Here is a 25,741-nt window from a genome sequence, read left to right on the forward strand (position 1 = left end):
TTACTGCCTTTTATTAATGACCTCGATGGTGCTGGCAACAACACCCTCCAGTGACTGATCGATATCAACCACTAAGACGTCTTTTTCATCTTCACCTGGCTCCTGCAGCGCTTCGAACTGTGTGACCAGCATCTGGGTTTTGAAGAAGTGGCCTTTGCGCGCCTTGAGACGGCTTTCGATGACGTCGAAATCGCCTTTCAGGTAGATGAAAGAGAGGTTCGGGTTGCCGTCACGCAGCAGATCGCGGTAGGTTTTTTTCAGCGCAGAGCAGACGATCAGGGAAACTTTATTGGTGCGCTGCATGGCAAACGCGGCATCGTTCAGCGCCTGTAACCACGGTTTACGGTCGTCGTCGTTCAGCGGCTCGCCGGAGGCCATCTTCATGATGTTGCTGCGCGGATGGAGGAAGTCGCCATCAAGAAACGCCGCATTAAGTTGATGCGCCACTTCGCTTGCCACGGCAGATTTACCGCTACCGGAAACGCCCATCAGGACGTAAACGTGGTGATCATGATTAGTCGTGCTCAAAGGGTGTCCCTCAGTCAATTGTTACGGGTAACAGTTATCGGTAACATTGTCCTGCCGGGGCAAAAGAGAAGCAATATCCAAACGTGCGCGATGTGAATAAGTGTGAGCTACTTCAAATTTGTCGGATTAAATAGATCCACCCGGTGACAAGGTGAAACCTAAATCTAACATTTTTGGCGTAACCGCTTCGCCGCGAATGCGCGCCAGCAGGCGTTCTGCGCCAATGCGACCCATGCGTTCACGCGGTGTCAGGACGCTCGCCAGACGCGGCTCCATCACCTGGCCGATGTCATGGCCGTGGAAACCGGCTATCGCCATATCATCGGGGATCTTCAGCCCCAGACGCTGGCATTCGAACGCTGCACCGACCGCAAGGTCATCGTTGGTACAGAAAATACCGTCCAGTTGTGGATACTCGCGCCGCGCCTGCCGCATCAGCTCAATACCCGACGTATAGGAAGAGGACTGCTCCACCATCACGCTGTACGGGGTTAAATTTGCGTCAAGCATCGCCTGCTCGTATCCCTTCTGTTTGATGATAGTACGTTCATCAAGACGCGCACCCAGGTAGGCGATATGACGATGACCACGCGCGATGATCGCCGCCGTCATCTGCCGCGCCGCTTCGAAGTTGTCAAAACCCACGGCAATATCAAGGCACGGCGACTGGCTGTCCATCAGTTCCACCACCGGGATCCCGGCCACTTCGATCATCTTCAGCGTACGGGGGGTGTGAGTACGTTCAGTTAAAATCAGGCCATCGATGTTCCAGGAAAGCATCGATTCAAGACGTTCTTCTTCCAGTTCCGGTTTGTAGCCGTAGTGTGCCAGCATGGTCTGGTAACCAAACGCATCCGTGACGCTTTCAATACCGCGCAACACTTCGGCAAAGACCTGGTTGGTTAAAGAAGGCAGGAGGACGCCCACCGCACGACTGGTAGCATTGGAGAGAATATCGGGTGCGCGGTTAGGGATATAACCCAGTTCATCGAGAGCAGCGGCAATCTTGCCACGCAACGCTACGGAAACCTGTTCCGGGTTACGTAAAAAACGGCTGACCGTCATTTTGGTCACACCAACACGATCGGCGACATCCTGAAGTACGGGGCGTTTCTTTTTCATCGTCCTGAGAAATCTTGAAGAGAGAGATTTGCTCAGTTTATCACGGACAAAGCCCATCCTTCCCCTGTCAAAGGGAAGGATGGGCATTTATTTATGATTTATTACACCGGTGGCAGATCAAACAGCAGAATTTCACTTTCGCTGTCGGCATGCACGGAGAGCGCTTGCTCATCCCAGATGGCCAGACCATCTGCCGTTGTCGCTTTGGTGCCGTTGATGGACACTTCACCTTTCACCACCTGGATCCAGACGCGGCGGTTCGCGGCGATCTGGTGTACAGACTGTTCGTCTTTCGCCAGCGCCCAGCGGTACAGTTCCATATCCTGATGCACTTTCAGCGAACCTTCACGCGCATCCGGGGAGAGCACCAGCTGTTTGCCCTGTTTGGCGTCGAAGCGGCGCTGCTCGTAGCGCGGCGTGATGCCGGTTTCTTCTGGAATGATCCAGATTTGATACAGGTGCAGTTTTTCCGTTTTGCTCGGGTTGTACTCCGAGTGACGAACACCGGTACCCGCACTCATGATCTGGAACTCGCCCGCCGGAACCTGCTCTTTGTTGCCCATGCTGTCCTGGTGCTCAACCGCCCCTTCCAGCACATAGGTCAGGATTTCCATGTCTTTATGCGGGTGGGTACCGAAGCCCTGGCCTGCATCAATCACGTCATCGTTAATCACGCGCAGTGCGGAGAAGCCCATGAAGTTCGGGTCGTAGTAGTCGGCAAACGAGAATGAATGCCATGAGTCCAGCCAGCCATGATTCGCGTGACCACGTTCGTTTGCTTTGCGTAAGTAGATCATTGTTTTCACCCTCAGTTCGTTTCGATGGAGTAAGTGTGGACGCAAACCGCCTGGGATCATAGAGGGTGAAAATTGACTCCTCTGTTCAAAAATTATGAACAAGTGCAGAGGAGCCATTTTTGCTTATTTCGCAAGGGTTACCGTGGCAGGAGAAGCCTGTTCGAAGGCCCGCTCGAGGATTTCGAGGTTGGTCAGAACGTCAGATTCCTTGACGTAATTCGCCACGCCGCGGGTCAGGGTTGCATGCAGCGCGTCGTAGACGCGACCATAGTCGCCGGTTTCAGGCGTCAGCTCTTCTCTGACCGTCACACCTTCTGCGTTCACATACTCCAGTACGCCAACCGAATCATCCGCCGCAAAGCCCGGCTCACCCGGCATGATATTGGCCTTCAGGCTGGTCTCCTGCTGATCGATACCATACTTGATAAACGAACCTTTCGTGCCGTGAACGATAAATTTCGGGTAGTCGATTTTCACCAGATGGCTGGTTTTAACGATGGCTTTCAGGTCGCCGTAGAACAGCTGCGCTTCAAAAGTATCGTCCGGGTTGGCTTTATTACGCAGGCTGCGAATGTCATACGCCACGTGGTCCGGGCGGCCAAACAGGGAGATGATTTGGTCCATGGTATGGACGCCAAGACCGTAGAAGGAACCGTCCTGCGGCAGGCCGGGCTTGGTCTCCGCCACCGGGCGGTAATAGTCAAAATGGCTTTCCATTTCGACGATGTCGCCAAGCTTGCCGCTCTCAATCGCCTTTTTCGCCGTCAGGAAGCAGCTGTCGAAGCGACGGTTCTGATACGGCGTGACGGTCAGCCCTTTGCTTTTCGCCAGTGCGAAGAGGGTTTTCGCTTCAGCGATGGTCGGGGTGAAGGGTTTTTCTACCAGCACGTTTTTACCCGCCTCGAGCGCGCGTTTCGCATAGTCGAAATGGCTGTCGGCATGGGTACAGACGATGACCAGTTTAACCTGCGGATCGCCCAGGACTTCATTGAGATCGCTGGTGAAATGAATATGGGAATACTGCGGAGACTGCTCTTCCGGCTTCGCGCTGCGGCGGTAGATATGCGCCACATGCCAGCTGTCTTTACGGTTGAGAACATACGGAAGGTGATAGCGGGTCGTACTTTTACCAAATCCAATAAATGCGCAATGTAAGGTCATAGCTCAGTCCTTTTGGAAGGTTACTGGGTTTTACCATAGCGCATGTTTTGCCCTCACCCCAGCCCTCTCCCACGGGGAGAGGGCGAAAAAGGACAAAAAAAAGCCAGCTAAAAGCTGGCTAAAGTAATACTGGAAGCAATGTGAGCAATGTCGTGCTTTCAGGTTCCCGTAGTGGTCTTCCTGAATGCAGAGCAATAATAATCATTCTCATTCGCACTTGTCCAATACTTTTTGCAAAAAATAGCGGTTGACTCAAATTTCAAAGTCACTGATGTTGGAAAGGATGTTTAACTGACTGAGGAATAAGGAATGAGTGAGATAGTGATACGCCATGCGGAACCGAAAGATTATGACGCCATTCGTCAGATCCACGCCCAGCCGGAGGTGTACCACAACACGCTACAGGTTCCTCATCCCTCTGAGCAGATGTGGCAAGAGCGGCTATCCGACCAGCCGGGCATTAAACAGCTGGTCGCATGTATCGACGGCACCGTTGCCGGACACCTGAGCATCGCCGTTGCGCAACGCCCGCGCCGCAGCCATGTGGCTGATTTTGGGATTTGTGTAGGCGCGCAGTGGCAAAACCGGGGCGTTGCCAGCGCACTGATGCGCACCATGATTGATATGTGCGATAACTGGCTGCGCGTTGACCGCATTGAGCTGACGGTGTTTGTCGATAACGAGCCGGCGATTGCGGTGTACAAAAAACACGGATTTGAGATTGAAGGCACAGGCAAGCGTTATGCCCTGCGCAACGGCGAGTATGTGGATGCATATTATATGGCGCGAATGAAGTAGTTTGTTGCCCTCACCCTAACCCTCTCCCACCGGGAGAGGGAATTACACAACAGATTAATACCCCGCCGTTAAATCATCCACCGACCGCGGGTCTGACGCGCCAAACAGCGCCCCGTCCGGCCCCACCATAATGCTCTGGGTGCTGCCCATCGCCTCTTTCACCGCTACCTTCTGTCCGCGCTGCTCCAGCAGTTTGAGGGTGTCCGGGCTAAAGCCCTTCTCGACGCGCAGTTCATCCGGCAGCCACTGGTGATGGAAGCGTGGGGCGTTGGTCGCCTCCGCCACGTTCATACCAAAATCGATACTGTTCACCACCATCTGCAGCACGGTGGTGATAATTCGGCTGCCGCCCGGGCTGCCGGTTACCAGCCAGGTTTTGCCGTCTTTCACCACAATGGTTGGTGACATCGACGACAGCGGACGTTTCTTCGGCCCCACCGCGTTGGCATCCCCACCGACCAGCCCGTAGACGTTCGGTACGCCCGGTTTGGCAGAGAAGTCATCCATCTCGTTGTTCAACAGAATGCCGCTGTTGCCCGCCACAATACCGGTTCCAAAGGTGGTATTGAGCGTATAGGTCACCGCCACCGCGTTACCGTCTTTATCCACCACCGAGAAGTGGGTGGTCTGGTTACTTTCATACGGTGCCAGCTTGCCGGGGCGGATCTCGCTCGACGGCTTAGCCTTATTGATGTCGATCTGATCGGCAATGGATTTGGCATACGCTTTGTTGGTCAGCGCCTGCCACGGCACCTTCACAAAGTCCGGGTCGCCAAGGTATTCCGAGCGGTCGGCATAGGCGCGTTTTTCCGCCTCGGCCATCACCTGCATGGCATCGGCACTGCCGAAGCCAAACTTGTGCATATCGAAGTTTTCCAGAATATTGAGGATCTGCACGATGTGGATCCCGCCGGAGGACGGCGGCGGCATGGAGAAGACCTCATACCCACGATAGGTGCCGCTAATTGGCTCGCGCTCCACCGCCTTATACTCCGCCAGATCCGCTTTAGTGATGAGCCCGCCGTTCTTTTGCATCTCTTCGGCAATCTGGTCGGCAATCGCCCCTTTGTAGAAGGCGTCCGGGCCATGCTCCGCAATCAGCTCCAGGCTTTTGGCAAGGTTCTTCTGCACCAGCTTATCGCCCTTCTTCAGCGGCTCTCCGTCTTTCCAGAAGATCGCCTTGCTGTTTTCATGGTTCGGAATGACTTCGCTGCCGTAGGTTTTAAGGTCATCGGCCAGGGCGTCGTTCACCACAAAGCCGTCGCGTGCCAGCTTAATGGCAGGCTGGACCACTTTGTTCAGCGGCATAGTGCCGTATTTTTCCAGCGCCAGCGAGAAGCCTGCGACGGTGCCCGGCGTACCGGACGCAAGGTGCGAGGTCAGCGATTTTTTACTGTCCGGGTTGCCCTGATCGTCAAGGAACATATCGCGGGAGGCCTGAGCTGGCGCCATTTCGCGGAAGTCGATAGCCGTCGTCTTCCCGTCTTTGGTGCGCAGCATCATAAAGCCGCCGCCGCCGAGATTCCCCGCCTGCGGGTGTGTTACCGCCAGCGCATAGCCGACCGCCACCGCGGCATCCACCGCATTACCGCCCTGTTTGAGAATATCGACGCCCACTTTCGTTGCCAGCGCATCCACCGAGGCCACCATCCCGTGCGTGGCCCGCACGGGATGAAACACATCTTCCTCCACGCCATAAGAGACCGGAGGAGCCGCAGGCGGGTTAGCCGCCACGCTAAATGTACCGCCTGCCATCAGCGCAGCGATGGCGACCCAGCGCAAAAGGGTTGGTTTCATCATTATTGTTCTCCAGGTGAAGGGAGCCATATTCCCCGCTTAAGCCTGGTTCACAACTCCTAAAAAATCATCGTCATGGTGAATTCGGGGTAAACTTAAGAGAAACCTCAAAGAAGGAGAAGATCATGAAACGCTTCCTGATCCTTACGGCGTTGCTTCCGTTTGCCGCACTTGCACAGCCACTCAATACGATGAATAACCCTAACCAGCCGGGCTATGTCATTCCGAGCCAGCAGCGTATGCAGACGGAGATGATGAGTCAGCAGCAACAGCAAAAAGGAATGCTAAACCAGCAGTTGAACACGCAGACCCGAATGCAGCAGCAGAGCCTGCAAAATCAGATGAACACTAACACCCTGCGCGTGCAGCAGGGACAAATGCGCGAGCAACCGCTGCCGAATAAAAACGGCGGGATGCTGGGAGGGATGAGTTCGTCAGGCAGCGGACAGCAGCATATGCTGCCGTCGCAGTCGAATGGCAGTATGCTTAATCCGCAGAACTAAAGTCCGGGCCGATCAGGTCAATCGCATCGGTACAGATACTGTCCACACCCCAGCGCATCAGCTCAGCCGCACGCTGGGGTTTGTTGACGGTATACACCAGAATATGCAGCCCTGCCGCTTTCAGCATCTTAACCCTCGCCTCATCCAGCAGCTTATGATTGAGATGGATCGACACGCACGCTAAGCGGGTGGTCAGCTCACGCCAGTCCTCGCGCCACTCGTCCAGCAGCAGCCCGCGCGGCAGCTCCGGCACCGCAGCCTGTGCCGCTTCAAGGGCATCAATTTCAAATGACGACAGCAGCGGTGGCGTCATGCCTTCCCACAGCTCGCGTGCGGCCAGCGCAATCACGTTGCCCGTGAGCGGCCCGGTACCGGTCGTCGGTTTGATTTCGATGTTGGCCATCATCCCGTGTTGACGACAACGGTCGGCCACTTCCGCCAGCAGCGGCAACGGTTCGCCTTTGTACTCGCCGCTGAACCAGCTTCCGGCATCCACCTTCAGCAGATCGCGCCACGGCAGTTCCCCCGCCACGCCCCAGCCGTTGCTGGTGCGTTCGAGATTGTCATCATGCAGCAGGAAAATTTCGCCGTCTTTCGACAGCTTGGCGTCGAACTCAATCATCGTGTGGCCGTAGCGTGCGCCAACATCAATTGCCGCCAGGGTATTTTCCGGCGCCAGTTTACCGCCGCCACGGTGGGCGACGATGTGGGGATAAGGCCAGTTGCTCATACTCGTTGTCCTGTTTCACCGTCAAATAAGTGCAGGTGATTTTCCGGCAGATGCAGCCACAGCGTGCTGCCTGCTTTCGGGCGTTCCTGATGCGGCAGACGCACCACCATTTTTTGCTCGCCCCAGCGTCCGTGCGCCAGGTTATCTGCACCCAACATCTCCAGCGTGTCCATCACCAGCGGCACGCCGCCGTCCGCCTGAGAGGTTAAACCAATATGCTCCGGGCGAATACCGAGCGTCATCTTACGCCCGGCGTAGCCACGATAGTACCAGTTGATGGGCAATGCCATCCCGCTTTCCAGCTCAAAGTGGGTGCCCGCGCTGCTGATCCGCCCTTCCAGCAGGTTCATTGCCGGGCTGCCGATAAAGCTCGCCACAAAGCGGCTGGCCGGTTTTTCGTACACCTCCACCGGCGTGCCAATCTGTTCGGCAACGCCTTTGTTCATCACCATCACCCGCTGGGCAAGGGTCATGGCTTCGACCTGATCGTGCGTCACGTACAGGGAGGTGGTTTTAAGACGGCGATGCAGTTGCTGCAGTTCCAGACGCATCTGCACGCGCAGCTTGGCGTCGAGGTTAGAGAGCGGTTCATCGAACAGGAACACCGCCGGATCGCGCACGATGGCACGCCCCATCGCCACGCGCTGGCGCTGGCCGCCGGAGAGCTCGCGCGGACGGCGCTTAAGCAGGCCATCCAGCTCCAGAATGCGCGCCGCCTCTTTCACCCGCTCCTCGATATGCCCCTTGCCCATGCCGCGGATTTTCAGCCCCCAGGCCATATTCTCTTCCACGCTCATGTGCGGATAGAGGGCGTAGTTCTGGAACACCATCGCGATGCCGCGATCTTTGGGCTCCATCTCGGTCACGCGCTGGCGGTCAATCCAGATATCGCCGGAGGAGACGCGCTCAAGCCCGGCCACCATGCGCAGCAGCGTGGATTTGCCGCAACCGGACGGGCCGACCATCACGATGAACTCCCCGTCCGCCACGTCGAGGGTGAGCGGCTGAATCACCTGGGTTTTGCCATCCCAGCTTTTGGTCACTGCCTGAAGTTTTAAACCTGCCATCTTATTTCTCACTGTCCACTAAACCACGCACAAACGCACGCTGCATGGCTAAAACGATAACGACCGGGGGGATAAGGGTGAGCAGCATCGCCGCCATCACCTGGTTCCAGAGGGTGGTGCCTTCGCCGGTGGCGATCATGCCCTTGATGCCCGCCACGGCGGTGCCGAGGTTGACGTCCTGAATAATCAGCAGCGGCCACAGGTACTGGTTCCAGCCGTAGATAAAGGTGATCACAAACAGCGCCGCGAGGTTGGTTTTCGACAGCGGCAGCACGATGTCGCGGAAAAAGCGCATCGGTGAGGCGCCGTCAATGCGCGCGGCTTCAATCAGCTCGTCCGGCAGCGTCATAAAGAACTGGCGGAACAGGAAGGTGGCGGTCGCAGATGCCATCAGCGGCAGGGTTAAGCCCGCGTAGCTGTCGAGCATCTTCAGGTTGGCGATCACCTCCACCGTCGGGAAGATACGCACCTCCACCGGCAGCATCAGGGTGATAAAAATCATCCAGAAGAAGAGGTTACGCAGCGGAAAGCGGAACCAGACGATGGCGAAGGCCGAAAGCATCGACACCGTGATTTTGCCCACCGTAATGCCGAACGCCATGATGAAGCTGTTGAGCATCATCAGCCAGAACGGCGCGCTGTTGGCCCCCACGCCCTGGGTCCAGATGGTTTTCATGTTCTCAAAAAGATGCGTGCCTGGGATCAGCGTCATCGGCGTGTCGAACACCGCTTTGGTGTCCAGCGTGGCGGCGACAAACGCCACGTACAGCGGAAAGAGGATGACGATAATCCCCAGAATCAGCATGGTATGGCTGAAAATCGTCAGCCCGCGACGGTTCTCAATCATTGGTAGCGCACCTTACTTTCGACATAGCGGAACTGCACCACCGTGAGGATGATGACGAGGAACATCAGCACGACGGACTGCGCGGCGGAGGCCGAGAGATCCAGCCCGGCAAACCCTTCGCGGTAGATTTTATAAATCAGCGTCGTCGTGGCCTGCACCGGGCCACCGGCGGTGGCCGCGTCGATGACCGGGAAGGTGTCGAAAAAGGCATACACCAGGTTCACCACCAGCAGGAAGAAACTCACCGGGGCAATCAGCGGCAGCGACAGCCTGAAGAAGCGGCGGATCGGGCCTGCGCCGTCAATGGCGGCGGCTTCCACCAGCGAACGCGGAATGGACTGTAGCGCGGCAAAGAAGAACAGGAAGTTGTAGCTGATCTGCTTCCACACCGAGGCGAACACCACCAGGAACATCGCCTGGCCGCTATTCTGGGCGTGGTTCCAGTCGTATCCGAATTCCGCCAGAAAATGGGTAATTAACCCGCGTCCGGGGTTAAACAGGAAGATCCACAGCACGGCGGCGACCGCTGGTGCCACGGCGTAGGGCAGCAGCATCAGGGTCTGATACAGACGGCTGCCACGCACCACGTAATCCACCAGCGCGGCGAAGAACAGCGAGGCAACAAGGCCGCTCACGGTGACCAGCGCGCTGAATTTGATCGTCGTCCAGAAAGAATCCAGGTAGTAGCTGTCGTGGAACAGCGCGGTGAAATTGTCCAGGCCAACAAACTGGCTGGAGAGTCCAAAAGGATCAACGCTTTGCACCGAGTACCAGAGCGCTTCGCCCGCAGGCCAGATAAAGAAGATAACGGTGATGACCAGCTGAGGCGCGACCAGCAGATACGGCAGCCAGCGGGAACGAAACACCGGACGGGATGATGACATTGAGATTTGGTTCCTGAACAGTGCCGGGTGGCGGCTACGCCTTACCCGGCCTACATATGGCACGTCGTAGGCCCGGTAAGCGCAGCGCCACCGGGCATTTTTTTACGATTTGGTGGACTGCTCAAAGCGGCGCAGCAGCTGATTCCCGCGCTCTACCGCTGAATCCAGCGCCTGCTGTGGCGTTTTCTTGCCGGTCCAGACGCTTTCCAGCTCTTCGTCGACAATGGTGCGGATCTGCGGCATGTTGCCCAGACGCAGACCTTTGGTGAACGGCAACGGCGGCTTGTTCAGCATCTGACGCGTCGCGATATCCGCACCCGGATTCTTGCTGTAGAAGCCCTGCTCGCGGGTCAGGTCATAGGCAGCTTTGGTGATCGGCAGGTAGCCGGTTTTCTGGTGCCATTCGGCCGCGTTTTCAGGTTTCGCCAGGAAGTCGAGGAACTCGGCCACTCCTTTGTAGGTGCCGGCGTCTTTACCCTGCATCACCCACAGGCTTGCTCCGCCGATGATGGCGTTCTGCGGCGCGCCTTTCACGTCTGCGTCGTACGGCATCATGCCCACGCCGTAGTTGAATTTGGCGTAGTGACGGATATCCGCCAGCGAGCCGGACGAGGCGGTGGTAATGGCGCAGTCACCGTTGTAGAACTTCTCGGTGGATTCGTCTTTACGTCCGAAGTAGCTGAAATCACCCTTCTTGTTCAACTCTTCCAGCAGCGCGATGTGCTTCACCTGCTCTGGCTTGTTGAACTCCAGTACCGCGTCGGTGCCATCGAAACCGTTGTTTTTGGTGGCTACCGGCAAGCCGTGCCAGGCACTGAAGTTTTCAATCTGGATCCAGCCCTGCCAGCCGCTGGCGTAGCCGCACTTCATCCCCGCCGCTTTCAGCTTCGCGGTGTACTCCGCCAGATCCTGCCAGGTTTTTGGCGGCTGCTCCGGGTCTAAACCGGCTTTCTTAAAGGCGTCTTTGTTGTAGTACAGCACCGGCGTCGAGCTGTTAAACGGCTGAGACAGCAGATGGCCGGTTTTAGAATCGGTGTAGTAACCCGCTACGGTCGGCACAAACTGGGATTCGTCGAAGTTGATCCCCGCCTCTTTGAACACTTCGTAGACCGGTTTGATGGCTTTGGAGGCCATCATGGTCGCTGTGCCTACTTCGTATACCTGCAAAATGGCAGGCGCATTACCGGTACGGAAGGCGGCAATGCCCGCGCTCAGGCTCTGCTCGTAGTTACCTTTGTACACCGGCACAATTTTGTAATCCGGATGGGAGTCGTTGAAACGCTGCGCCAGGGAGTCAACCTCTTTACCCAACTCCCCTTCCATGGAATGCCAGAACGGAATGGTCGTCACAGCCATTGCGTTCGTCGCAAAAGCCAGACCCAGTGCCAGACCCAAAGCTGTGTGTCGTAACGATGTCATTGTCATCTCTCTTATTGTGCCGGATGCGCGATATCACGCGTTTTATGCTCGCGAGGTAACATGACATGCTCGAATGACAGAAAAATAACTGTTTGTTTACAGATAAGTGACAACAAAAGGTCAGCGGGATGATGGTTGTGTGAAGGGGTATATGTGAAAAAGCCGGGTGGCGGCTTCGCCTTACCCGGCCTACTCGATCCCGTAGGCCCGGTAAGCGTAAGCGCCACCGGGCAATACAGACGGCTCAGCCGCCTAAATACGCACTCCGCACCGCTTCATTGGCCAGCAGCGCATCGCCGGTATCCTCAAGCACCACGTGGCCGTTCTCCAGCACGTAACCGCGATCGGCGAGCTTCAGCGCCTGGTTGGCGTTCTGCTCGACGAGGAAGATGGTCATCCCCTCTTTACGCAGCTGTTCAATGGTGTCGAAGATCTGCTGAATGATAATTGGCGCAAGACCCAGCGACGGTTCATCCAGCAGCAGCAGGCGCGGCTGGCTCATCAGGGCGCGGCCGATCGCCAGCATCTGCTGCTCACCGCCGGACATGGTCCCCGCACGCTGAATACGACGCTCCCACAGGCGCGGGAAGAGTTCGTACACCCACTTGATACGGGACTGATACTGGTCGCGGTCAGCGAAGAAGCCGCCCATCGCCAGGTTCTCTTCCACCGTCATGCGCGAGAAGACGCGACGCCCTTCAGGGACTATCGCCACCGCTTCACGCATGATTCTGGCGGTCTGCCAGTCGGTGATGTCTTTGCCATCAAACACAATCCGACCGCTGGTGGCGCGCGGGTCGCCGCACAGGGTACCAAGCAGCGTGGTTTTGCCCGCGCCGTTAGCCCCAATCAGGGTGACGATTTCGCCCTGATTGATATGCAGGCTGACGTCGTGCAGCGCCTGGATCTTGCCGTAGTGGGCACTTACCTTGTCAAACGTTAACATCGCTTTTTCCATCTTATGCCTCACCCAGGTATGCGCGGATCACGTCCGGGTTGTTGCGGATCTCATCCGGCGTGCCGTTTGCCAGCGGCGTCCCCTGGTTCACCACGTAGATACGGTCAGAGATCCCCATTACCAGCTTCATATCGTGCTCAATCAGCAGGATAGTGGTGTCGTGATGATCGCGAAGCTCAGCAATCAGCTCGTCCAGCTCTTTGGTCTCTTTCGGGTTCAGACCCGCAGCGGGTTCATCGAGCATCAGGATTTCCGGCTGCGTTACCATGCAGCGCACAATCTCAAGGCGACGCTGGTCACCGTACGCAAGGTTACTTGCCTGGCGGTTGGCATGCGGCAGCAGACCGATACGGTCAAGCCATGTTGCCGCACGATCCAGCGCTTCGCTCTGCGCCCGGCGGAAGGCTGGCGTCTTCAGCAGGCCGGAGAACAGACCGGTTTTCAACTGCTGATGCTGTGCCACCAGCAGGTTCTCAATCACCGTCATCTCGCGGAACAGACGCACGTGCTGGAAAGTACGCACTACGCCCATGCGGGCAATCTGCTGGCCCGGCAGCCCTTCCAGATGCTGGTCGCGCAGCATAATGGTGCCGCCCGTCGGCTTGTAGAAACCGGTCAGGCAGTTAAAGACCGTGGTTTTTCCCGCACCGTTCGGGCCAATCAGGGATACGATCTCTTTCTTGTGCAGATCCAGATTCACATTGTTGACCGCCAGCAGGCCGCCAAAACGCATCATCAGACCGTTAACGGATAATAATGGCTGACTCATGCCTGCTCTCCTTTTGCTTGCCCGTTCTTCAGCTTCAGCTGTGGACGGGTCATCGGCAGCAGACCCTGCGGACGCCAGATCATCATCAGCACCATCAAACCACCCAGCATTAGCATGCTGTATTCGTTAAAGTCACGCATCAGCTCGCGTGAGACCACCAGCAGAATGGCGGCGAGGATAACAGCAAACTGCGACCCCATCCCGCCGAGCACCACAATCGCCAGCACAAAGGCGGATTCGGCAAAGGTGAACGATTCCGGGCTGACAAAGCCCTGACGCGCGGCAAACAGCGTGCCGGCAAAACCGGCGAACGCGGCGCTGATGGTGAACGCAGTCAGCTTAATGCGGGTCGGGTTGAGGCCCAGGGAGCGGCAGGCGATTTCATCTTCACGCAGCGCTTCCCATGCGCGGCCCAGCGGCATACGCAGCAGGCGGTTAATCACGAACAGGGTGATGACCACCAGCAGCAGCGCCACCATGTAGAGCCAGATGACGCGGTCGGACGGATCATACTTCACGCCAAAGAAGTTGCTGAAGGTATCCCAGCCGCCTTCACGGGCGGTACGGCTGAACTCCAGACCAAAGAAGGTTGGTTTCGGGATCTGGCTAATCCCGTTCGGGCCGCCGGTCACCTCGGTATTGTTGAGCAGCAGGATACGGACGATTTCGCCGAAGCCTAAGGTCACAATCGCCAGGTAGTCACCGCGCAGGCGCAGCACCGGGAAGCCAAGCAGGAAACCTGCCGCGGCAGAAACCAGCCCCGCCAGCGGCAGGCACGTCCAGAAGCCGAGACCGTAATAGTGATTCAGTAGCGCAAAGGTATACGCGCCAATGGCGTAGAAACCGCCGTAGCCCAGTACCAGCAGGCCAGAGAGCCCCACGACCACGTTCAGGCCCAGACCCAGAATAACGTAGATCATGGTCAGGGTGGCGATATCTACCGTGCCGCGCGAGACCACGAACGGCCACGCCACCGCAGCCACCAGCAGCGCCACGAGGAACAGCTTCTGCTTAACGGTGGAGCCGTCGATAGCTGGCAGGACAAACTTCGGTCCCGAGACGCCTTTCAGCGTTTTCTGGAACAGCGGACGCAGCAGCTGGAACAGGAACACCACGGCGGTGCCGATAAAGACCCACTGCCAGCGAATGTCAGCGGCGGTGTCTACCACAAGCTTTGTGCCGTTCAGCTCTAACTGAACGCCCATAAAGACGCCCGCCAGCACGAAGAACATGGCGGCAGAGAGCAGCGCCATTGCAAAATGCATCGGTTTCATACTTTCTCTACCTCCGGACGACCCAGAATACCGGTAGGCATCACCAGCAGAACCAGAATCAGCAGGGCAAACGACACCACGTCTTTATACTCGGTACTCAGATACGCTGAGGAGAGCGCTTCTGCCACGCCCAGAATCAGGCCGCCAATCATCGCGCCTGGAATACTGCCGATACCGCCCAGTACCGCCGCGGTAAAGGCTTTCATCCCGGCCATAAAGCCGATGTACGGATTAATTACGCCGTAGAACTGGCCGAGCAGGACGCCTGCGACGGCCGCCATCGCCGCGCCGATCACAAAAGTGAGCGCAATCACGCGGTCAGTGTTGATCCCGAGCAGGCTTGCCATCTTCAAATCTTCCGCGCAGGCGCGGCAGGCGCGTCCCATGCGCGAGTAGCGGATGAAGAGCGTCAGGGCGAGCATCGCAATAAAGGTCACCACCCAGATCACCAGTTGCATGGTGGTGATAGAGGCAGAGAAGTTTTCGCTGGCACCGACAATCCACTGGCCGTTGAACAGGCTTGGCAGCGCCACATCGCGCGAGCCTTCGGTCAGGCTGACGTAGTTTTGCAGGAAGATAGACATCCCAATCGCGGAGATCAGGGCAATCAGGCGCTTGGAGCTGCGTACCGGCCGGTAGGCCACCCGCTCGATGCTCCAGCCGTAGGCGCTGGCAATCACAATCGCGCCGACAAACCCGGCGGCGACCAGCAGCCAGCTGCTGTCGATACCCATCATCATCAGGGCGGCGATAATCATAAAGGAGACGTAGCTACCGATCATGTACACCTCGCCGTGGGCGAAGTTGATCATGCCGATAATGCCGTACACCATCGTATAGCCGATGGCAATCAGCGCGTAGGTGCTTCCCAGCGTGACGCCGTTAAACATCTGCTGCAGGAAATAGAGAAACTGCTCGGACATATGCAAACCTTTTTATACCCGCCCGGCGGTCCGGGCGGCGGGATAATTATTTGGCGGCCGAAGACGAACCGTCGGCGTGCCACTTAAAGACACCAAATTCAAATCCCTTCAGATCGCCTTTCTCATCCCAGTTCAGCGGCCCAATCACGGTGTTCGCCCCGTGTGCTTTTAAATCTTTCACCAGATCCAGCGGCTCTTTGCTGCCAGTACGGTCCAGCGCGGTGGCCAGTGACTGCACGGCGGCGTAGGTGATCCAGACGTATGGACCACTTGGATCTTTCTTCTGCGCCTTGAGCGCATCCACGATAGCCTTGTTCGCCGGATCCTGGTCATAGCGTTTTGGCATCGTCACCAGCATGCCTTCAGCGGCATCCCCGGCGATGTTAGACAGGGAGGCGTTACCCACGCCTTCTGGCCCCATGAACTGGGTTTTCAGACCGACCGAGCGCGCCTGGCGCAGCATTTGGCCCATTTCCGGGTAATAACCACCGTAGTAAACGAAGTCGATATTCTCTTTTTGCAGACGGGCGATCAGCGCAGAGAAATCTTTCTCACCCGCGGTAATCCCGTCGAAGAAGACAATATTTGCGCCGCCTTTTTTCAGCCCGTCCTGAACGGAACGCGCCAGGCCTTCGCCGTACTGCTGTTTGTCATGAATAATGGCAATGCGCTGCGGTTTAACCGTCTCGAGAATGTATTTCGCCGCGGTTGGCCCCTGGGAAGAGTCCTGACCGGCGGTACGCATAATGTGCTGGTAGCCGCGCTGGGTCAGCTCCGGGTTGGTGGCACCAGGGGTAATCATCAGAATACCTTCGTCTTCGTAGATATCAGACGCAGGCTGAGTGGACGATGAGCACAGATGGCCGATCACATACTGGATGCCATCGTTCACGATTTTGTTCGCCACCGCGACGGCCTGTTTTGGATCGCAGGCGTCGTCGTATTCCACGCCCACCAGCTTGTCGCCTTTGATGCCACCTTTGGCGTTGATGTCTTTAATTGCCTGACGTGCGCCGTTGAACTCCATGTCACCCCACTGGGCAACAGGCCCGGACATGGCACCGACCACCGCAACTTTAATCTCTTCCGCCATGGCTGCATGCGAGAGAGACAATGCAACCATGCCCGCGATTAACGTCTTCGCGTTCCTTTTCATCTCTGAATCCCCATTCGTGATGTCGTGTATATATTTTGTTTTATTATGGTTAAAAAGCATTCTGTACTTTTAATGCACAACGCTATTTTTACCAGTGCCTTTAATGGTTTAGCGCAGGTTTTTATCAAAAACCAGACTAAAATCTCTATTTTTCAGGCGATTAAGCAAAGATAATATTCTGAAATCAGGCAGAGATAAACAAATAAAAGTGCAGTTTGCAGCATAAAATAACGGCACAAAGCGCCGAATAAATCACTGCCATTCAGGTTAAAATTCTGCTTATTTTTCGATCCATGTGTTTTCAAACTGCACTTCGCCCTGGCAAAAAACTAATCACCTGGTAACGGGGAATAAAAAGAGGAAGCCGCTGAGCGAATAAATTGAGTACACTGCCTCTACTCAATTTGATTTGGACAAGCAGCTAATGAAACTGACTATCGTTCGTCTGGTGACCTTTAGCGACCAGGATCATATCGACCTGGGCAAGATCTGGCCGGAATATTCCCCTTCGTCGCTGAGCGTTGACGAAACCCACCGTATTTACGCCGCGCGCTTCAACGAGCGTCTGCTGGCTGCTGTGCGCGTGACGCTGAGCGGCACGGAAGGGGCGCTGGACTCTCTGCGCGTGCGTGACGTCACCCGTCGTCGCGGCGTAGGACAGTACCTGATTGAAGAAGTGATCCGTGAAAACCCGAGCATTACCTCCTGGTGGATGGCCGACGTAGGCGTGGAGGACCGTAGCGTGATGGCGGCGTTTATGCAGGCGTTAGGGTTTACGGCGCAAAAAAATGGGTGGGAGAAGCGCTAGATTTGTGCGGCCTGATGCCCTCACCCCAGCCCTCTCCCACGGGGAGAGGGGGCAAACATTAAAAAAGGCAACTTACGTTGCCTTTTTGCTTTTATTTGGCGTCAGTAGCAGTACCGTTGGCATGCCAGTCAAACACGCCGAACTCGAAGCCCTTCAGATCGCCCTTCTCATCCCAGGAGAGCGGCCCCATCACGGTATCAACAGAGTTCGCTTTCAGCCAGGTGGCAATCTCAGCCGGATCGGCTGACTGGTTCAGACCCGCCTGCAGAGACTGCAGTGCTGCGTAGGTGGTCCAGACGAACGCGCCGCTTGGATCCTGTTTCTTCGCCTTAATGGCATCTACAATCGGTTTGTTCGCAGGGACCTGGTCGTAGTTCTTCGGCTTGGTCACCAGCAGGCCTTCCGCAGACTCACCGGCAATGTTAGACAGAGAAACGTTCGCCACCCCTTCCGGCCCCATGAACTGGGTTTTCAGACCCGCTGCACGAGCCTGACGCAGGATCTGCCCCATTTCCGGGTGGTAGCCACCGTAGTAAACGAAGTCGATATTCTCTTTCTTCAGACGCGCCACCAGGGTAGAGAAGTCTTTCTCACCGGCGGTGATACCATCAAAGAACACGACGTCAGCATTCGCTTTCTTCAGGTTGTCCTGCACGGAGCGCGCCAGACCTTCACCGTACTGCTGTTTGTCATGAACGATCGCGATACGCTTCGGCTTCACTTTTTCGACAATGTATTTGGCGGCAGTTGGGCCCTGATCGGAGTCCAGACCGGTGGTGCGCAGGATCAGCTTATAGCCGCGCGACGTCAGCTCCGGTGCCGTTGCCGCCGGGGTGATCATCAGGATGCCTTCGTCTTCGTAGATATCAGACGCAGGCTGGGTGGAAGAGGAGCACAGGTGACCGATAACGTATTTGATGCCGTCGTTCACCACTTTGTTCGCCACGGCAACCGCTTGTTTCGGGTCACAGGCATCATCATATTTTACGATCTGCAGTTTTTCGCCTTTGATACCGCCCTTCGCATTAATGTCGGCAACCGCCTGTTCTGCGCCCGTAAATTCCTGGTCGCCATACTGTGCTACCGGACCGGACATCGCGCCCACCACGGCCACTTTAATATCGGCCTGCGCCATGGTGCTGAATGCCAACGCGATACATCCTGCCAGTAACGCTTTACCCTTCATGTTCATCCTGAGATTCCCCATTATTATGGTTATTACGATTGTTGTGATGTTGTGGTGTAGCGCTTTATTTCAGTTATAGGTATACCAGTCGCGCTTTTTCAGCATACTCTGCTAAAACATACCCCATTTTTATGATTTTGGAATAGCAAATTTGAAATGAATATATGATAAGCCCGGCAGGAATTTCACCGGGCTTCTGGCTTTAACGAGTCAGCGACGCAGAAATAATGTCCAGCGCTTTACGGAACTGCACTTCAGGGATTGTGAGCGGATAGAGGAAACGGATGACGTTACCGTACACGCCGCAACTCAGAAGCAGAAGGCCTTCCTGCAGGGCTCGCTCCTGAACCTGACGGGTGAATTCCGGTGACGGCTGCCCGGATTGCGGATCGTTAAACTCCACCGCCACCATTGAGCCTTGTGCACGGATATCCGCGATATACGGACAATGTTCCTTCGCTTTGTTCAGTACTTCCACCAGATGATGACCCAGGTGCGCCGAGCGCGTACAAAGATCGTCTTCATCAATCACGTCCAGCACGGCATGTGCGGCGGCGATCGCCAGTGGGTTACCGGCATAGGTACCGCCCAGTCCGCCAGGCGCAGGCGCGTCCATCACCTCGGCGCGGCCCGACACCGCCGAGAGCGGCATGCCACCCGCCAGGCTTTTCGCCATGGTGATCAGATCCGGCTTCACGCAGTGGTGTTCCATTGAGAACAGTTTTCCGGTACGCGCAAAACCGCTTTGCACCTCATCGGCGATCAGCAAAATACCGTGGGTATCGCACAGGGCGCGCAAGGCCTGCATAAAATCCGCCGGTGCAATGTTGAAACCGCCCTCACCCTGAACCGGTTCAAGAATAATGGCTGCGACCTGGTCCGGGGCAATGTCCGCTTTGAAGATACGCTCCAGGCTTTTTAATGCCTCCGCCGTACTGACACCGTGCAGTTCATTGGGGTATTGGGCGTGATATACCGAGCCAGGAAACGGCCCGAAACCCAGCTTGTAAGGGGCAACTTTCCCCGTCAGCGCCATGGTCATCGAGGTGCGTCCATGAAAAGCACCGCCAAAGGCGATCAGGCCAGGGCGTCTGGTGTATGCGCGGGCAATTTTTACCGCGTTTTCGACGGCTTCTGCCCCCGTTGAGAAGAAGGCGGTTTTGGCCGGGCCGTCAATCGGCACACGCGCGTTGATTCGCTCGGCAAGCGACACATAGCCTTCGTACGGCACAATCTGGTACGCCGTGTGGGTGAAGGCATGAAGTTGTTTTTCAATGGCGGAAATGATTTTTGGATGGCGATGCCCGGTGTTCAGCACCGCTATTCCGGCGGCGAAGTCGATATACTCGTTGCCCTCGACGTCCCACACCGTGGCGTTTTCAGCTTTTTCGGCATAGAAGTTACACATCACGCCGATGCCGCGCGGCGTCGCCTGTAAACGCCGGTCGTTCAGTTCGTTATTTTTCACCCTGTCCCCCTGAGAAAGTCGCCTGCTTAGCGCATCAGTAAGTGTTTGCCAGGGGGGAGAAATTCGCCAGAGTGGGCGCTAAAAAAACAAAACCCCCGGATTCGCATCCAGGGGCTCTCGTCATACTTCGCGGGAATTACGCTTCAATCGCGGCGCGAAGTTTTTTCATGGCGTTCTTTTCAAGCTGACGCACACGTTCAGCGGACACGCCGTAGCGGTCGGCCAGCTCCTGCAGCGTGGACTTGTTGTCTTCGTCCAGCCAGCGGGCACGGATAATATCCTGGCTACGCTCGTCAAGGCCTTCCATCGCATAGCTCAGCTTGTTCGCGGCCTGATCTTCCCAGTTGTCCTCTTCAATGCCGTCAGCAAAGTTAGAGGTCTTATCCTGCAGATACAGTACCGGCGCCATTGGCTGGCTGTCGGACGCATCGTCATCGGAAGACATGTCAAAAGTCATGTCCTGCGCGGCCATACGGGATTCCATCTCACGCACATCTTTGCTGGAAACACCCAGCTCGCGCGCCACCATTTCTACTTCATCCTGATTGAACCAGCCCAGACGCTGCTTGGTTTTACGCAGGTTGAAGAAGAGTTTGCGTTGCGCTTTTGTCGTGGCGACTTTCACGATACGCCAGTTGCGCAGCACGTATTCGTGAATCTCTGCTTTGATCCAGTGCACAGCGAAGGAGACCAGTCGTACACCCACTTCCGGGTTAAAGCGACGTACAGCCTTCATCAGGCCGATGTTACCTTCCTGAATCAAGTCTGCCTGCGGCAGGCCATAGCCCGCATAATTACGAGCAATGTGAACAACAAAGCGCAGGTGAGACAGGATCAGCTTTTTCGCTGCTTCCAGATCGCCCTGGTAATGCAGCTTTTCAGCAAGCTCCTTTTCTTCCTCGGCCGTTAACATCGGCCAGGTGTTCGCAGCCCGGATATACGATTCCAGGTTACCAACAGGGGCTAAAGCTAAAGTTTGCATTTCTTTGGTCATTCATTCCTCTCAATGTTTCTTCTGGTCCAGGTTGTCCCCATCAGGCAACAACCATGCCAAAGCGTTTGAGCAACGAGATTAGCATTCACTCTTTTATCAGACAGTGATTTTATCCACAAGTTCCAGGTGCAACGGTGAATAAATTACGCACAAAATGTGACATGGAGATGATAACAGGGGAAGAGACAACAGGGACGCTTTCCCTGCAGAGCGAACATCTCGGTGCAGGGAAAGATTATATCACGCTTTTCTTAGTCGGGAGTAAAGTGGCGTAAATGTTGAACCGTCGCCAGCCATGCTGCCACCCAGCCAATCATGGAGCAGACCAGCAGCAGAAGAAGGCACTCATCGAACCCTAAGCCACTGATATCAAACTTAGTTCCGAAGACCTGCGCCACCTCGGTCACGGCGGAGGAGAGCCGCATCACCAAAATTTCTGACAATATCAGTGAAAGAAATGCGCCGGAAAAACCGAGCAATGCGCCGCCATAAAGGAACGGACGCAGGATGAAGCCATCCGTCGCACCAATCAGCTTTTGCACGTTGATGGTATCGCGGCGGGCGAAAATGCTCAGGCGCACGCTGTTACCGATGACGAGGAACACCGCCGCAACCATCAGCACGCCAATCATCGCCGACACGCGCCCCACCAGCCCGGTCAGTGCGGCAAGACGCGCAAACCAGCTGTCGTCCATACGCACTTCATCAATGCCTTTAATGGTAGAGATGCGGTCGCGCAGCGTATTAAGTGAATCCGTTCCCTGGAAGTCGAGCTTCGGGATCACCACCGCCACGGCCGGCAGCGGGTTCTCTTCGAGCATATCCAGCGCGCCGCCAAAGCCTGACCAGTTACGGAACTCACCCAGCGCTTCTTCGCGGGAAAGGTAGTTCACCTTCTCCACGCCCTTCTCGGCCTGGATTTGCCCCACCACCTGCGCCGCGGCGTTATCGTCGAGCGCTTTGTCCAGATAGACCGTGATCTGCGGAGACGGATAATACTGCGACGCCGCCTGATTCACGTTCTTATAGACCATATAGCAGACGCTTGGCAGCGTCAGCGAAATGGCGATAACCATCACCGTCAGGAACGTCGCCAGCGGTTTACTTTTCAGATCCTGCAACGCGCCGTGGAAGGCGTAGCGTACCTGTTCATTGAACACGTTGGTTTTGCGGGAGTTTGGCTTCGGCGCGGCTTTCGCCCGCTTCGGCGCATTACGGTTACCGTCACCGCCACCCTGCGGCTTACGGAAACGGTCAAACCGGTTCCCGAACTGCCGAATCTGGTTCATTGCATCACGCTTGTTCACCGTGGCCTCCGTGCAAATGCCCGTCGCTCAGGGTCAGCATGCGGTACGAACGGCGGGAAATGAGCCCGATGTCGTGCGTCGCCATCAATACCGTCACCCCAACGCGGTTGAATTCCTCAAACAGACGCAAAATCCCTTCAGAAAGGGCGTCGTCCAGGTTACCGGTCGGTTCATCCGCCAGCAATACCGCAGGCTTGTTCACCACCGCACGGGCAATGCCCACACGCTGCTGTTCACCGCCGGAGAGCTGGATCGGAAAGTTCTTCGCTTTGTCCAGCAGCCCGACCTTATCCAGCGCCGCAGAGACGCGACGGCGGATATCATCATAGCTGGCACCGGCAATAATCAGCGGGATCGCCACGTTATCGAAAACGGTGCGATCCATCAGCAGGTGGTGATCCTGGAAAATCATCCCGATCTGGCGACGCAGGAACGGCACTTCGCGGTTCTTAAGACGGCTAATTTCATGGCCGCTGAACCAGATTTTCCCGGCGCTTGGCCGTTCAATCCCACAGATAAGCTTGAGCAGGGTACTTTTCCCCGCGCCGGAATGGCCGGTCAGGAATGCCATCTCGCCTGGCTGCAGGTGGAAGGTCACCCCCTGCAGCGCTTGTCTCCCACCGAGATAGGCCTTGCTGACGTGTTCAAAGCGAATCATTGTTAGTCCTCTCGGGCAAATAATGCCTCAATAAAGTCGTCCGCCTTAAACGGACGCAAATCCTCAATACGCTCGCCCACACCGATGTAACGAATAGGAATGCCGAACTGATCGGCCACGGAGAAGATCACCCCGCCTTTCGCGGTGCCGTCCAGTTTGGTCAGCGTGATCCCGGTCAGTCCTACCGCTTCATGGAACAGCTTCGCCTGGCTGACGGCGTTCTGTCCGGTGCTGGCATCGATGGTCAGCATAATTTCATGCGGTGCGTCTTCGTCCAGCTTCTTCATGACGCGGACGATTTTCTTCAACTCTTCCATCAGGTGCGATTTGTTCTGCAAACGCCCTGCGGTATCGGCAATCAGGACATCCACATTTCGCGACTTCGCCGCCTGGATGGCGTCAAAGATCACGGACGCGGAATCCGCACCGGTGTGCTGCGCAATCACCGGAATGTTGTTGCGCTGGCCCCACACCTGCAGCTGTTCAACCGCCGCCGCGCGGAAGGTATCACCCGCCGCCAGCATCACCGATTTACCCTGCTGCTCGAACTGACGTGCCAGTTTGCCGATGGTGGTGGTCTTCCCGACACCGTTAACGCCAACCATCAGAATAACAAATGGCGTTTTGCCTTCAATATTAAGCGGTTCGTCAACTTTTGCGAGAATTTCACCCATCTCGTCTTTCAGCAGGCCGTACAGCGCTTCGGCGTCGCGCAGCTGTTTGCGGCTGGCCCCTTCGGTCAGGTTGGCGATGATCTTACGGGTGGTTTCCACCCCAACGTCCGCAATCAGCAACTGCTCTTCCAGCTCTTCAAACAGATCGTCGTCGATCTTTTTGCCGCGGAACAGACTGATAAATCCGGAACCTAAATTTTCTTTGGTTTTTAACAGGCTGCGTTTCAGGCGGGCAAAGAAACCTTCTTTGGTCGGTTTTTCCTGCTCCTGAACGATCTCCTCTTCGGCCTGCTCTTCCACCGGCACGACGATAACCGCTTCTTCAGCCGCCTGAGCGGCCAGCGCCTGGGCTTCCAGCTCTTCATCGGTCAGCGCCGGCTCATGTGCCGCTTCTTCTTCCACCGCGTCGACAATTTCAACGGTTTCCGCTTCGGCCTGCCACTCTTCAGGGGAAACGTCCTCCGCTTTTACCTCTTCCGGCAGCGGCAACTCTTCATGTTCGATAACGGCCTGCGGCGCTTCAGTAACCGCTTCAACAACAGGTTCTGGCTTTTCGCTCTCCTGAACCTGTTCGGTGACCTCAACCACCTCTTCAGCAAAGGCTTCAGTCTCTTCTTTGCTGTGCGCATGCTCTTCCGCTTCGACAACCGCGGCGGTTTCTACAGGCGTTTCAGGCTGAGACTGCTCTTCAACGGCTTGTTGTTCTTCGGTTTTCTGTTCTGTTTCTTGCTCTTTTTCACCGAAACCCAGCCAGGAAAAGAAGCCACGTTTTTTTTGTTTTGCCATCTGCGACTACACTCCTCGCGGCGCTATATACATGGAAGCTAAAAAAATGATGAAATAGTCTAACACTTTACTTAATTGACATCACCGCCCGCAATCGCAGGCCAATTGTTAACAGAGCTTTCCTGAGATGAAGAAACCCAACCGCGCCCCAGCCGGTCAAATTCGTATTATCGGTGGCCAGTGGCGAGGCCGGAAACTCCCGGTGCCGGACAGCCCCGGTTTACGCCCAACCACCGACCGCGTGCGTGAAACGCTGTTTAACTGGCTGGCCCCGTCAATGGTAGACGCCCACTGCCTCGACTGCTTTGCGGGCAGCGGCGCATTAGGGCTGGAAGCCCTCTCGCGCTACGCCGCCAGCGCCACGCTGCTGGAGATGGAGCGCGGCGTCGCGCAGACGCTGCAGCAAAATCTGGCGACGCTGAAAGCCACCAACGCCAAAGTGGTGAACACCAATACGCTCAGCTTCCTCGCGCAGCCTGGCACGCCACACAACGTGGTGTTTGTCGATCCGCCGTTCCGTAAGGGGCTGCTGGAAGAGACGTTATCCCTGCTGGAAAGCAACGGCTGGCTGGCGGATGACGCGCTGATTTACATTGAAAGCGAAGTAGAAAACGGGCTACCGCCAGTGCCGGTTCACTGGGATTTACACCGCGAAAAAGTGGCGGGTCAGGTCGCTTATCGTCTGTATCATCGTCAGGCACAAGGAGAATCCAATGCCAGTACTGATTAATCTGGGACGTTTGCTGATGCTGTGCGTCTGGGCGTTTTTACTGCTCAATCTGGTGCATCCGTTCCCGCGCCCGATGAATATCTTTGTGAACGTGGCGTTTATCTTTACCACGTTCATGCACGCCCTGCAGATGGTGATGCTGAAAAATGGCCTGCCAAAAGACGGCCCGCAGATGACCGGCTGGCAGCAGCTGCGCGTGTTTATTTTCGGCGTGTTTGAACTGCTGGTGTGGATGAAGAAGTTTAAGGCGCAGGTGAAGAAGTAAGGTGCGGTCTGATGCCCTCACCCTAACCCTCTCCCACTGGGCTGAGGGATCCCCAGTAATATGGTCATGCCACCATGACCATATTACTGTACTCTTTTCCCAGCTTTTTCATCTCGTTAACTATATTCAGCC

The 25,741-nt window shown here is 56.1% G+C and carries 26 protein-coding genes; 5 read left to right on the forward strand and 21 right to left on the reverse strand.

Annotated features, from left to right (window positions below; all coding sequences use genetic code 11):
• The 4 genes from gntK to ACOTZF_RS16885 all read right to left on the reverse strand — a co-directional run bounded on the left by gntK (window position 1) and on the right by ACOTZF_RS16885 (window position 3,608).
• Window positions 1–528 (reverse strand): gluconokinase, encoded by a 528-nt coding sequence (gene gntK / locus ACOTZF_RS16870; protein WP_038420757.1) that lies wholly within the window; start codon window positions 526–528, stop codon window positions 1–3.
• Between the two features lie 126 nt (window positions 529–654).
• On the reverse strand, window positions 655–1,650 hold the full coding sequence (gene gntR / locus ACOTZF_RS16875) for a gluconate operon transcriptional repressor GntR (protein WP_014833579.1): 996 nt from the start codon (window positions 1,648–1,650) through the stop codon (window positions 655–657).
• Between the two features lie 101 nt (window positions 1,651–1,751).
• Window positions 1,752–2,447, reverse strand: a complete 696-nt coding sequence (locus ACOTZF_RS16880; RefSeq protein ID WP_000639796.1) for a pirin family protein — start codon at window positions 2,445–2,447, stop codon at window positions 1,752–1,754.
• Window positions 2,448–2,570: 123 nt separating this feature from the next.
• Window positions 2,571–3,608 (reverse strand): oxidoreductase, encoded by a 1,038-nt coding sequence (locus ACOTZF_RS16885; RefSeq protein WP_023621444.1) that lies wholly within the window; start codon window positions 3,606–3,608, stop codon window positions 2,571–2,573.
• Window positions 3,609–3,917: 309 nt separating this feature from the next.
• Between ACOTZF_RS16885 and yhhY the strand changes: the two genes are divergently transcribed.
• Window positions 3,918–4,406, forward strand: a complete 489-nt coding sequence (gene yhhY, locus ACOTZF_RS16890) for an N-acetyltransferase (RefSeq protein WP_095455459.1) — start codon at window positions 3,918–3,920, stop codon at window positions 4,404–4,406.
• Window positions 4,407–4,460: 54 nt separating this feature from the next.
• On the opposite strand, the gene ggt is transcribed toward yhhY, so the two are convergent.
• Window positions 4,461–6,206 carry a gamma-glutamyltransferase gene (gene ggt / locus ACOTZF_RS16895; RefSeq protein ID WP_013099121.1) on the reverse strand — a complete coding sequence of 582 codons (1,746 nt, stop codon included), beginning with the start codon at window positions 6,204–6,206 and terminating at the stop codon, window positions 4,461–4,463.
• A 122-nt stretch (window positions 6,207–6,328) separates the two neighbouring features.
• Here ggt and ACOTZF_RS16900 point away from each other — a divergent pair, with 122 nt between their 5' ends.
• Window positions 6,329–6,706: a DUF2756 family protein gene (locus ACOTZF_RS16900; protein WP_129252551.1), complete on the forward strand. Its 378-nt coding sequence runs from the start codon at window positions 6,329–6,331 to the stop codon at window positions 6,704–6,706.
• On the opposite strand, the gene ugpQ is transcribed toward ACOTZF_RS16900, so the two are convergent.
• The 10 genes from ugpQ to livK all read right to left on the reverse strand — a co-directional run bounded on the left by ugpQ (window position 6,690) and on the right by livK (window position 16,733).
• On the reverse strand, window positions 6,690–7,436 hold the full coding sequence (ugpQ, locus tag ACOTZF_RS16905) for a glycerophosphodiester phosphodiesterase (RefSeq protein WP_062935238.1): 747 nt from the start codon (window positions 7,434–7,436) through the stop codon (window positions 6,690–6,692). The two genes, ACOTZF_RS16900 and ugpQ, sit on opposite strands and share 17 nt — an antisense overlap.
• Window positions 7,433–8,503, reverse strand: a complete 1,071-nt coding sequence (locus ACOTZF_RS16910; RefSeq protein ID WP_020687753.1) for a sn-glycerol-3-phosphate import ATP-binding protein UgpC — start codon at window positions 8,501–8,503, stop codon at window positions 7,433–7,435. The genes ugpQ and ACOTZF_RS16910 overlap by 4 nt, the downstream gene beginning before the upstream one ends.
• A gap of 1 nt (window position 8,504) precedes the next feature.
• Complete coding sequence (ugpE, locus tag ACOTZF_RS16915) at window positions 8,505–9,350, reverse strand: sn-glycerol-3-phosphate ABC transporter permease UgpE (RefSeq protein ID WP_013099125.1); 846 nt, start codon at window positions 9,348–9,350, stop codon at window positions 8,505–8,507.
• The gene (gene ugpA, locus ACOTZF_RS16920) at window positions 9,347–10,234 is read right to left on the reverse strand and encodes a sn-glycerol-3-phosphate ABC transporter permease UgpA (RefSeq protein ID WP_013099126.1); all 888 of its coding nucleotides are present in this window, start codon (window positions 10,232–10,234) and stop codon (window positions 9,347–9,349) included. The genes ugpE and ugpA overlap by 4 nt, the downstream gene beginning before the upstream one ends.
• A gap of 102 nt (window positions 10,235–10,336) precedes the next feature.
• Window positions 10,337–11,653 (reverse strand): sn-glycerol-3-phosphate ABC transporter substrate-binding protein UgpB, encoded by a 1,317-nt coding sequence (gene ugpB / locus ACOTZF_RS16925; protein ID WP_029883603.1) that lies wholly within the window; start codon window positions 11,651–11,653, stop codon window positions 10,337–10,339.
• Between the two features lie 244 nt (window positions 11,654–11,897).
• Window positions 11,898–12,611 carry a high-affinity branched-chain amino acid ABC transporter ATP-binding protein LivF gene (livF, locus tag ACOTZF_RS16930; RefSeq protein ID WP_013099128.1) on the reverse strand — a complete coding sequence of 238 codons (714 nt, stop codon included), beginning with the start codon at window positions 12,609–12,611 and terminating at the stop codon, window positions 11,898–11,900.
• A gap of 1 nt (window position 12,612) precedes the next feature.
• Window positions 12,613–13,380, reverse strand: a complete 768-nt coding sequence (livG, locus tag ACOTZF_RS16935; protein WP_013099129.1) for a high-affinity branched-chain amino acid ABC transporter ATP-binding protein LivG — start codon at window positions 13,378–13,380, stop codon at window positions 12,613–12,615.
• Window positions 13,377–14,654 carry a branched chain amino acid ABC transporter permease LivM gene (gene livM, locus ACOTZF_RS16940; RefSeq protein ID WP_014833590.1) on the reverse strand — a complete coding sequence of 426 codons (1,278 nt, stop codon included), beginning with the start codon at window positions 14,652–14,654 and terminating at the stop codon, window positions 13,377–13,379. Before livM ends, livG begins: the two co-directional genes overlap by 4 nt.
• Window positions 14,651–15,577: a high-affinity branched-chain amino acid ABC transporter permease LivH gene (livH, locus tag ACOTZF_RS16945; RefSeq protein WP_013099131.1), complete on the reverse strand. Its 927-nt coding sequence runs from the start codon at window positions 15,575–15,577 to the stop codon at window positions 14,651–14,653. Before livH ends, livM begins: the two co-directional genes overlap by 4 nt.
• 46 nt (window positions 15,578–15,623) lie before the next feature.
• Window positions 15,624–16,733: a high-affinity branched-chain amino acid ABC transporter substrate-binding protein LivK gene (livK, locus tag ACOTZF_RS16950; RefSeq protein ID WP_129318072.1), complete on the reverse strand. Its 1,110-nt coding sequence runs from the start codon at window positions 16,731–16,733 to the stop codon at window positions 15,624–15,626.
• Window positions 16,734–17,157: 424 nt separating this feature from the next.
• Here livK and panM point away from each other — a divergent pair, with 424 nt between their 5' ends.
• Window positions 17,158–17,541: an aspartate 1-decarboxylase autocleavage activator PanM gene (gene panM, locus ACOTZF_RS16955; protein ID WP_023621800.1), complete on the forward strand. Its 384-nt coding sequence runs from the start codon at window positions 17,158–17,160 to the stop codon at window positions 17,539–17,541.
• Between the two features lie 91 nt (window positions 17,542–17,632).
• Here the strand turns inward: panM and livJ are convergent, their stop codons facing one another.
• From livJ to ftsY, 6 genes are all read right to left on the reverse strand, one after another.
• Window positions 17,633–18,733 (reverse strand): branched chain amino acid ABC transporter substrate-binding protein LivJ, encoded by a 1,101-nt coding sequence (gene livJ, locus ACOTZF_RS16960; protein WP_014833593.1) that lies wholly within the window; start codon window positions 18,731–18,733, stop codon window positions 17,633–17,635.
• Window positions 18,734–18,929: 196 nt separating this feature from the next.
• On the reverse strand, window positions 18,930–20,195 hold the full coding sequence (locus tag ACOTZF_RS16965; RefSeq protein WP_062935240.1) for a 4-aminobutyrate--2-oxoglutarate transaminase: 1,266 nt from the start codon (window positions 20,193–20,195) through the stop codon (window positions 18,930–18,932).
• Between the two features lie 136 nt (window positions 20,196–20,331).
• Complete coding sequence (rpoH, locus tag ACOTZF_RS16970; protein WP_008500093.1) at window positions 20,332–21,189, reverse strand: RNA polymerase sigma factor RpoH; 858 nt, start codon at window positions 21,187–21,189, stop codon at window positions 20,332–20,334.
• A gap of 251 nt (window positions 21,190–21,440) precedes the next feature.
• Complete coding sequence (gene ftsX, locus ACOTZF_RS16975) at window positions 21,441–22,496, reverse strand: permease-like cell division protein FtsX (protein ID WP_013099139.1); 1,056 nt, start codon at window positions 22,494–22,496, stop codon at window positions 21,441–21,443.
• A complete protein-coding gene (gene ftsE, locus ACOTZF_RS16980) occupies window positions 22,483–23,154 on the reverse strand; it encodes a cell division ATP-binding protein FtsE (RefSeq protein ID WP_013099140.1) in 672 nt (223 codons plus the stop codon). The genes ftsX and ftsE overlap by 14 nt, the downstream gene beginning before the upstream one ends.
• A gap of 2 nt (window positions 23,155–23,156) precedes the next feature.
• Window positions 23,157–24,614, reverse strand: coding sequence for a signal recognition particle-docking protein FtsY (gene ftsY, locus ACOTZF_RS16985; protein WP_038985055.1), 1,458 nt, complete (start codon window positions 24,612–24,614; stop codon window positions 23,157–23,159).
• Window positions 24,615–24,741: 127 nt separating this feature from the next.
• Between ftsY and rsmD the strand changes: the two genes are divergently transcribed.
• Together rsmD and ACOTZF_RS16995 are read left to right on the forward strand one after the other, a co-directional pair.
• Complete coding sequence (rsmD, locus tag ACOTZF_RS16990) at window positions 24,742–25,344, forward strand: 16S rRNA (guanine(966)-N(2))-methyltransferase (RefSeq protein WP_129252556.1); 603 nt, start codon at window positions 24,742–24,744, stop codon at window positions 25,342–25,344.
• On the forward strand, window positions 25,328–25,609 hold the full coding sequence (locus tag ACOTZF_RS16995) for a DUF1145 family protein (protein WP_013099143.1): 282 nt from the start codon (window positions 25,328–25,330) through the stop codon (window positions 25,607–25,609). The genes rsmD and ACOTZF_RS16995 overlap by 17 nt, the downstream gene beginning before the upstream one ends.
• The last annotated feature ends 132 nt before the right edge of the window (window positions 25,610–25,741 follow it).

It is taken from the genome of Enterobacter cloacae complex sp. SHL021, assembly GCF_049237765.1.
Taxonomy (GTDB): domain Bacteria; phylum Pseudomonadota; class Gammaproteobacteria; order Enterobacterales; family Enterobacteriaceae; genus Enterobacter; species Enterobacter cloacae.

Coding starts and splice junctions, on each gene's coding strand:
- ACOTZF_RS16910 (WP_020687753.1), bottom strand. CDS start 8,503: ATGGCAGGTTTAAAACTTCAGGCAGTGACCAAAAGCTGGGATGGCAAA.
- livH (WP_013099131.1), bottom strand. CDS start 15,577: ATGTCCGAGCAGTTTCTCTATTTCCTGCAGCAGATGTTTAACGGCGTC.
- ugpB (WP_029883603.1), bottom strand. CDS start 11,653: ATGACATCGTTACGACACACAGCTTTGGGTCTGGCACTGGGTCTGGCT.
- livK (WP_129318072.1), bottom strand. CDS start 16,733: ATGAAAAGGAACGCGAAGACGTTAATCGCGGGCATGGTTGCATTGTCT.
- ACOTZF_RS16885 (WP_023621444.1), bottom strand. CDS start 3,608: ATGACCTTACATTGCGCATTTATTGGATTTGGTAAAAGTACGACCCGC.
- livG (WP_013099129.1), bottom strand. CDS start 13,380: ATGAGTCAGCCATTATTATCCGTTAACGGTCTGATGATGCGTTTTGGC.
- ACOTZF_RS16880 (WP_000639796.1), bottom strand. CDS start 2,447: ATGATCTACTTACGCAAAGCAAACGAACGTGGTCACGCGAATCATGGC.
- ACOTZF_RS16995 (WP_013099143.1), top strand. CDS start 25,328: ATGCCAGTACTGATTAATCTGGGACGTTTGCTGATGCTGTGCGTCTGG.
- ugpQ (WP_062935238.1), bottom strand. CDS start 7,436: ATGAGCAACTGGCCTTATCCCCACATCGTCGCCCACCGTGGCGGCGGT.
- rsmD (WP_129252556.1), top strand. CDS start 24,742: ATGAAGAAACCCAACCGCGCCCCAGCCGGTCAAATTCGTATTATCGGT.
- panM (WP_023621800.1), top strand. CDS start 17,158: ATGAAACTGACTATCGTTCGTCTGGTGACCTTTAGCGACCAGGATCAT.
- ugpA (WP_013099126.1), bottom strand. CDS start 10,234: ATGTCATCATCCCGTCCGGTGTTTCGTTCCCGCTGGCTGCCGTATCTG.
- yhhY (WP_095455459.1), top strand. CDS start 3,918: ATGAGTGAGATAGTGATACGCCATGCGGAACCGAAAGATTATGACGCC.
- livM (WP_014833590.1), bottom strand. CDS start 14,654: ATGAAACCGATGCATTTTGCAATGGCGCTGCTCTCTGCCGCCATGTTC.
- ftsY (WP_038985055.1), bottom strand. CDS start 24,614: ATGGCAAAACAAAAAAAACGTGGCTTCTTTTCCTGGCTGGGTTTCGGT.
- livF (WP_013099128.1), bottom strand. CDS start 12,611: ATGGAAAAAGCGATGTTAACGTTTGACAAGGTAAGTGCCCACTACGGC.
- ggt (WP_013099121.1), bottom strand. CDS start 6,206: ATGATGAAACCAACCCTTTTGCGCTGGGTCGCCATCGCTGCGCTGATG.
- gntR (WP_014833579.1), bottom strand. CDS start 1,650: ATGAAAAAGAAACGCCCCGTACTTCAGGATGTCGCCGATCGTGTTGGT.
- rpoH (WP_008500093.1), bottom strand. CDS start 21,189: ATGACCAAAGAAATGCAAACTTTAGCTTTAGCCCCTGTTGGTAACCTG.
- ACOTZF_RS16900 (WP_129252551.1), top strand. CDS start 6,329: ATGAAACGCTTCCTGATCCTTACGGCGTTGCTTCCGTTTGCCGCACTT.
- ftsE (WP_013099140.1), bottom strand. CDS start 23,154: ATGATTCGCTTTGAACACGTCAGCAAGGCCTATCTCGGTGGGAGACAA.
- ugpE (WP_013099125.1), bottom strand. CDS start 9,350: ATGATTGAGAACCGTCGCGGGCTGACGATTTTCAGCCATACCATGCTG.
- livJ (WP_014833593.1), bottom strand. CDS start 18,733: ATGAACATGAAGGGTAAAGCGTTACTGGCAGGATGTATCGCGTTGGCA.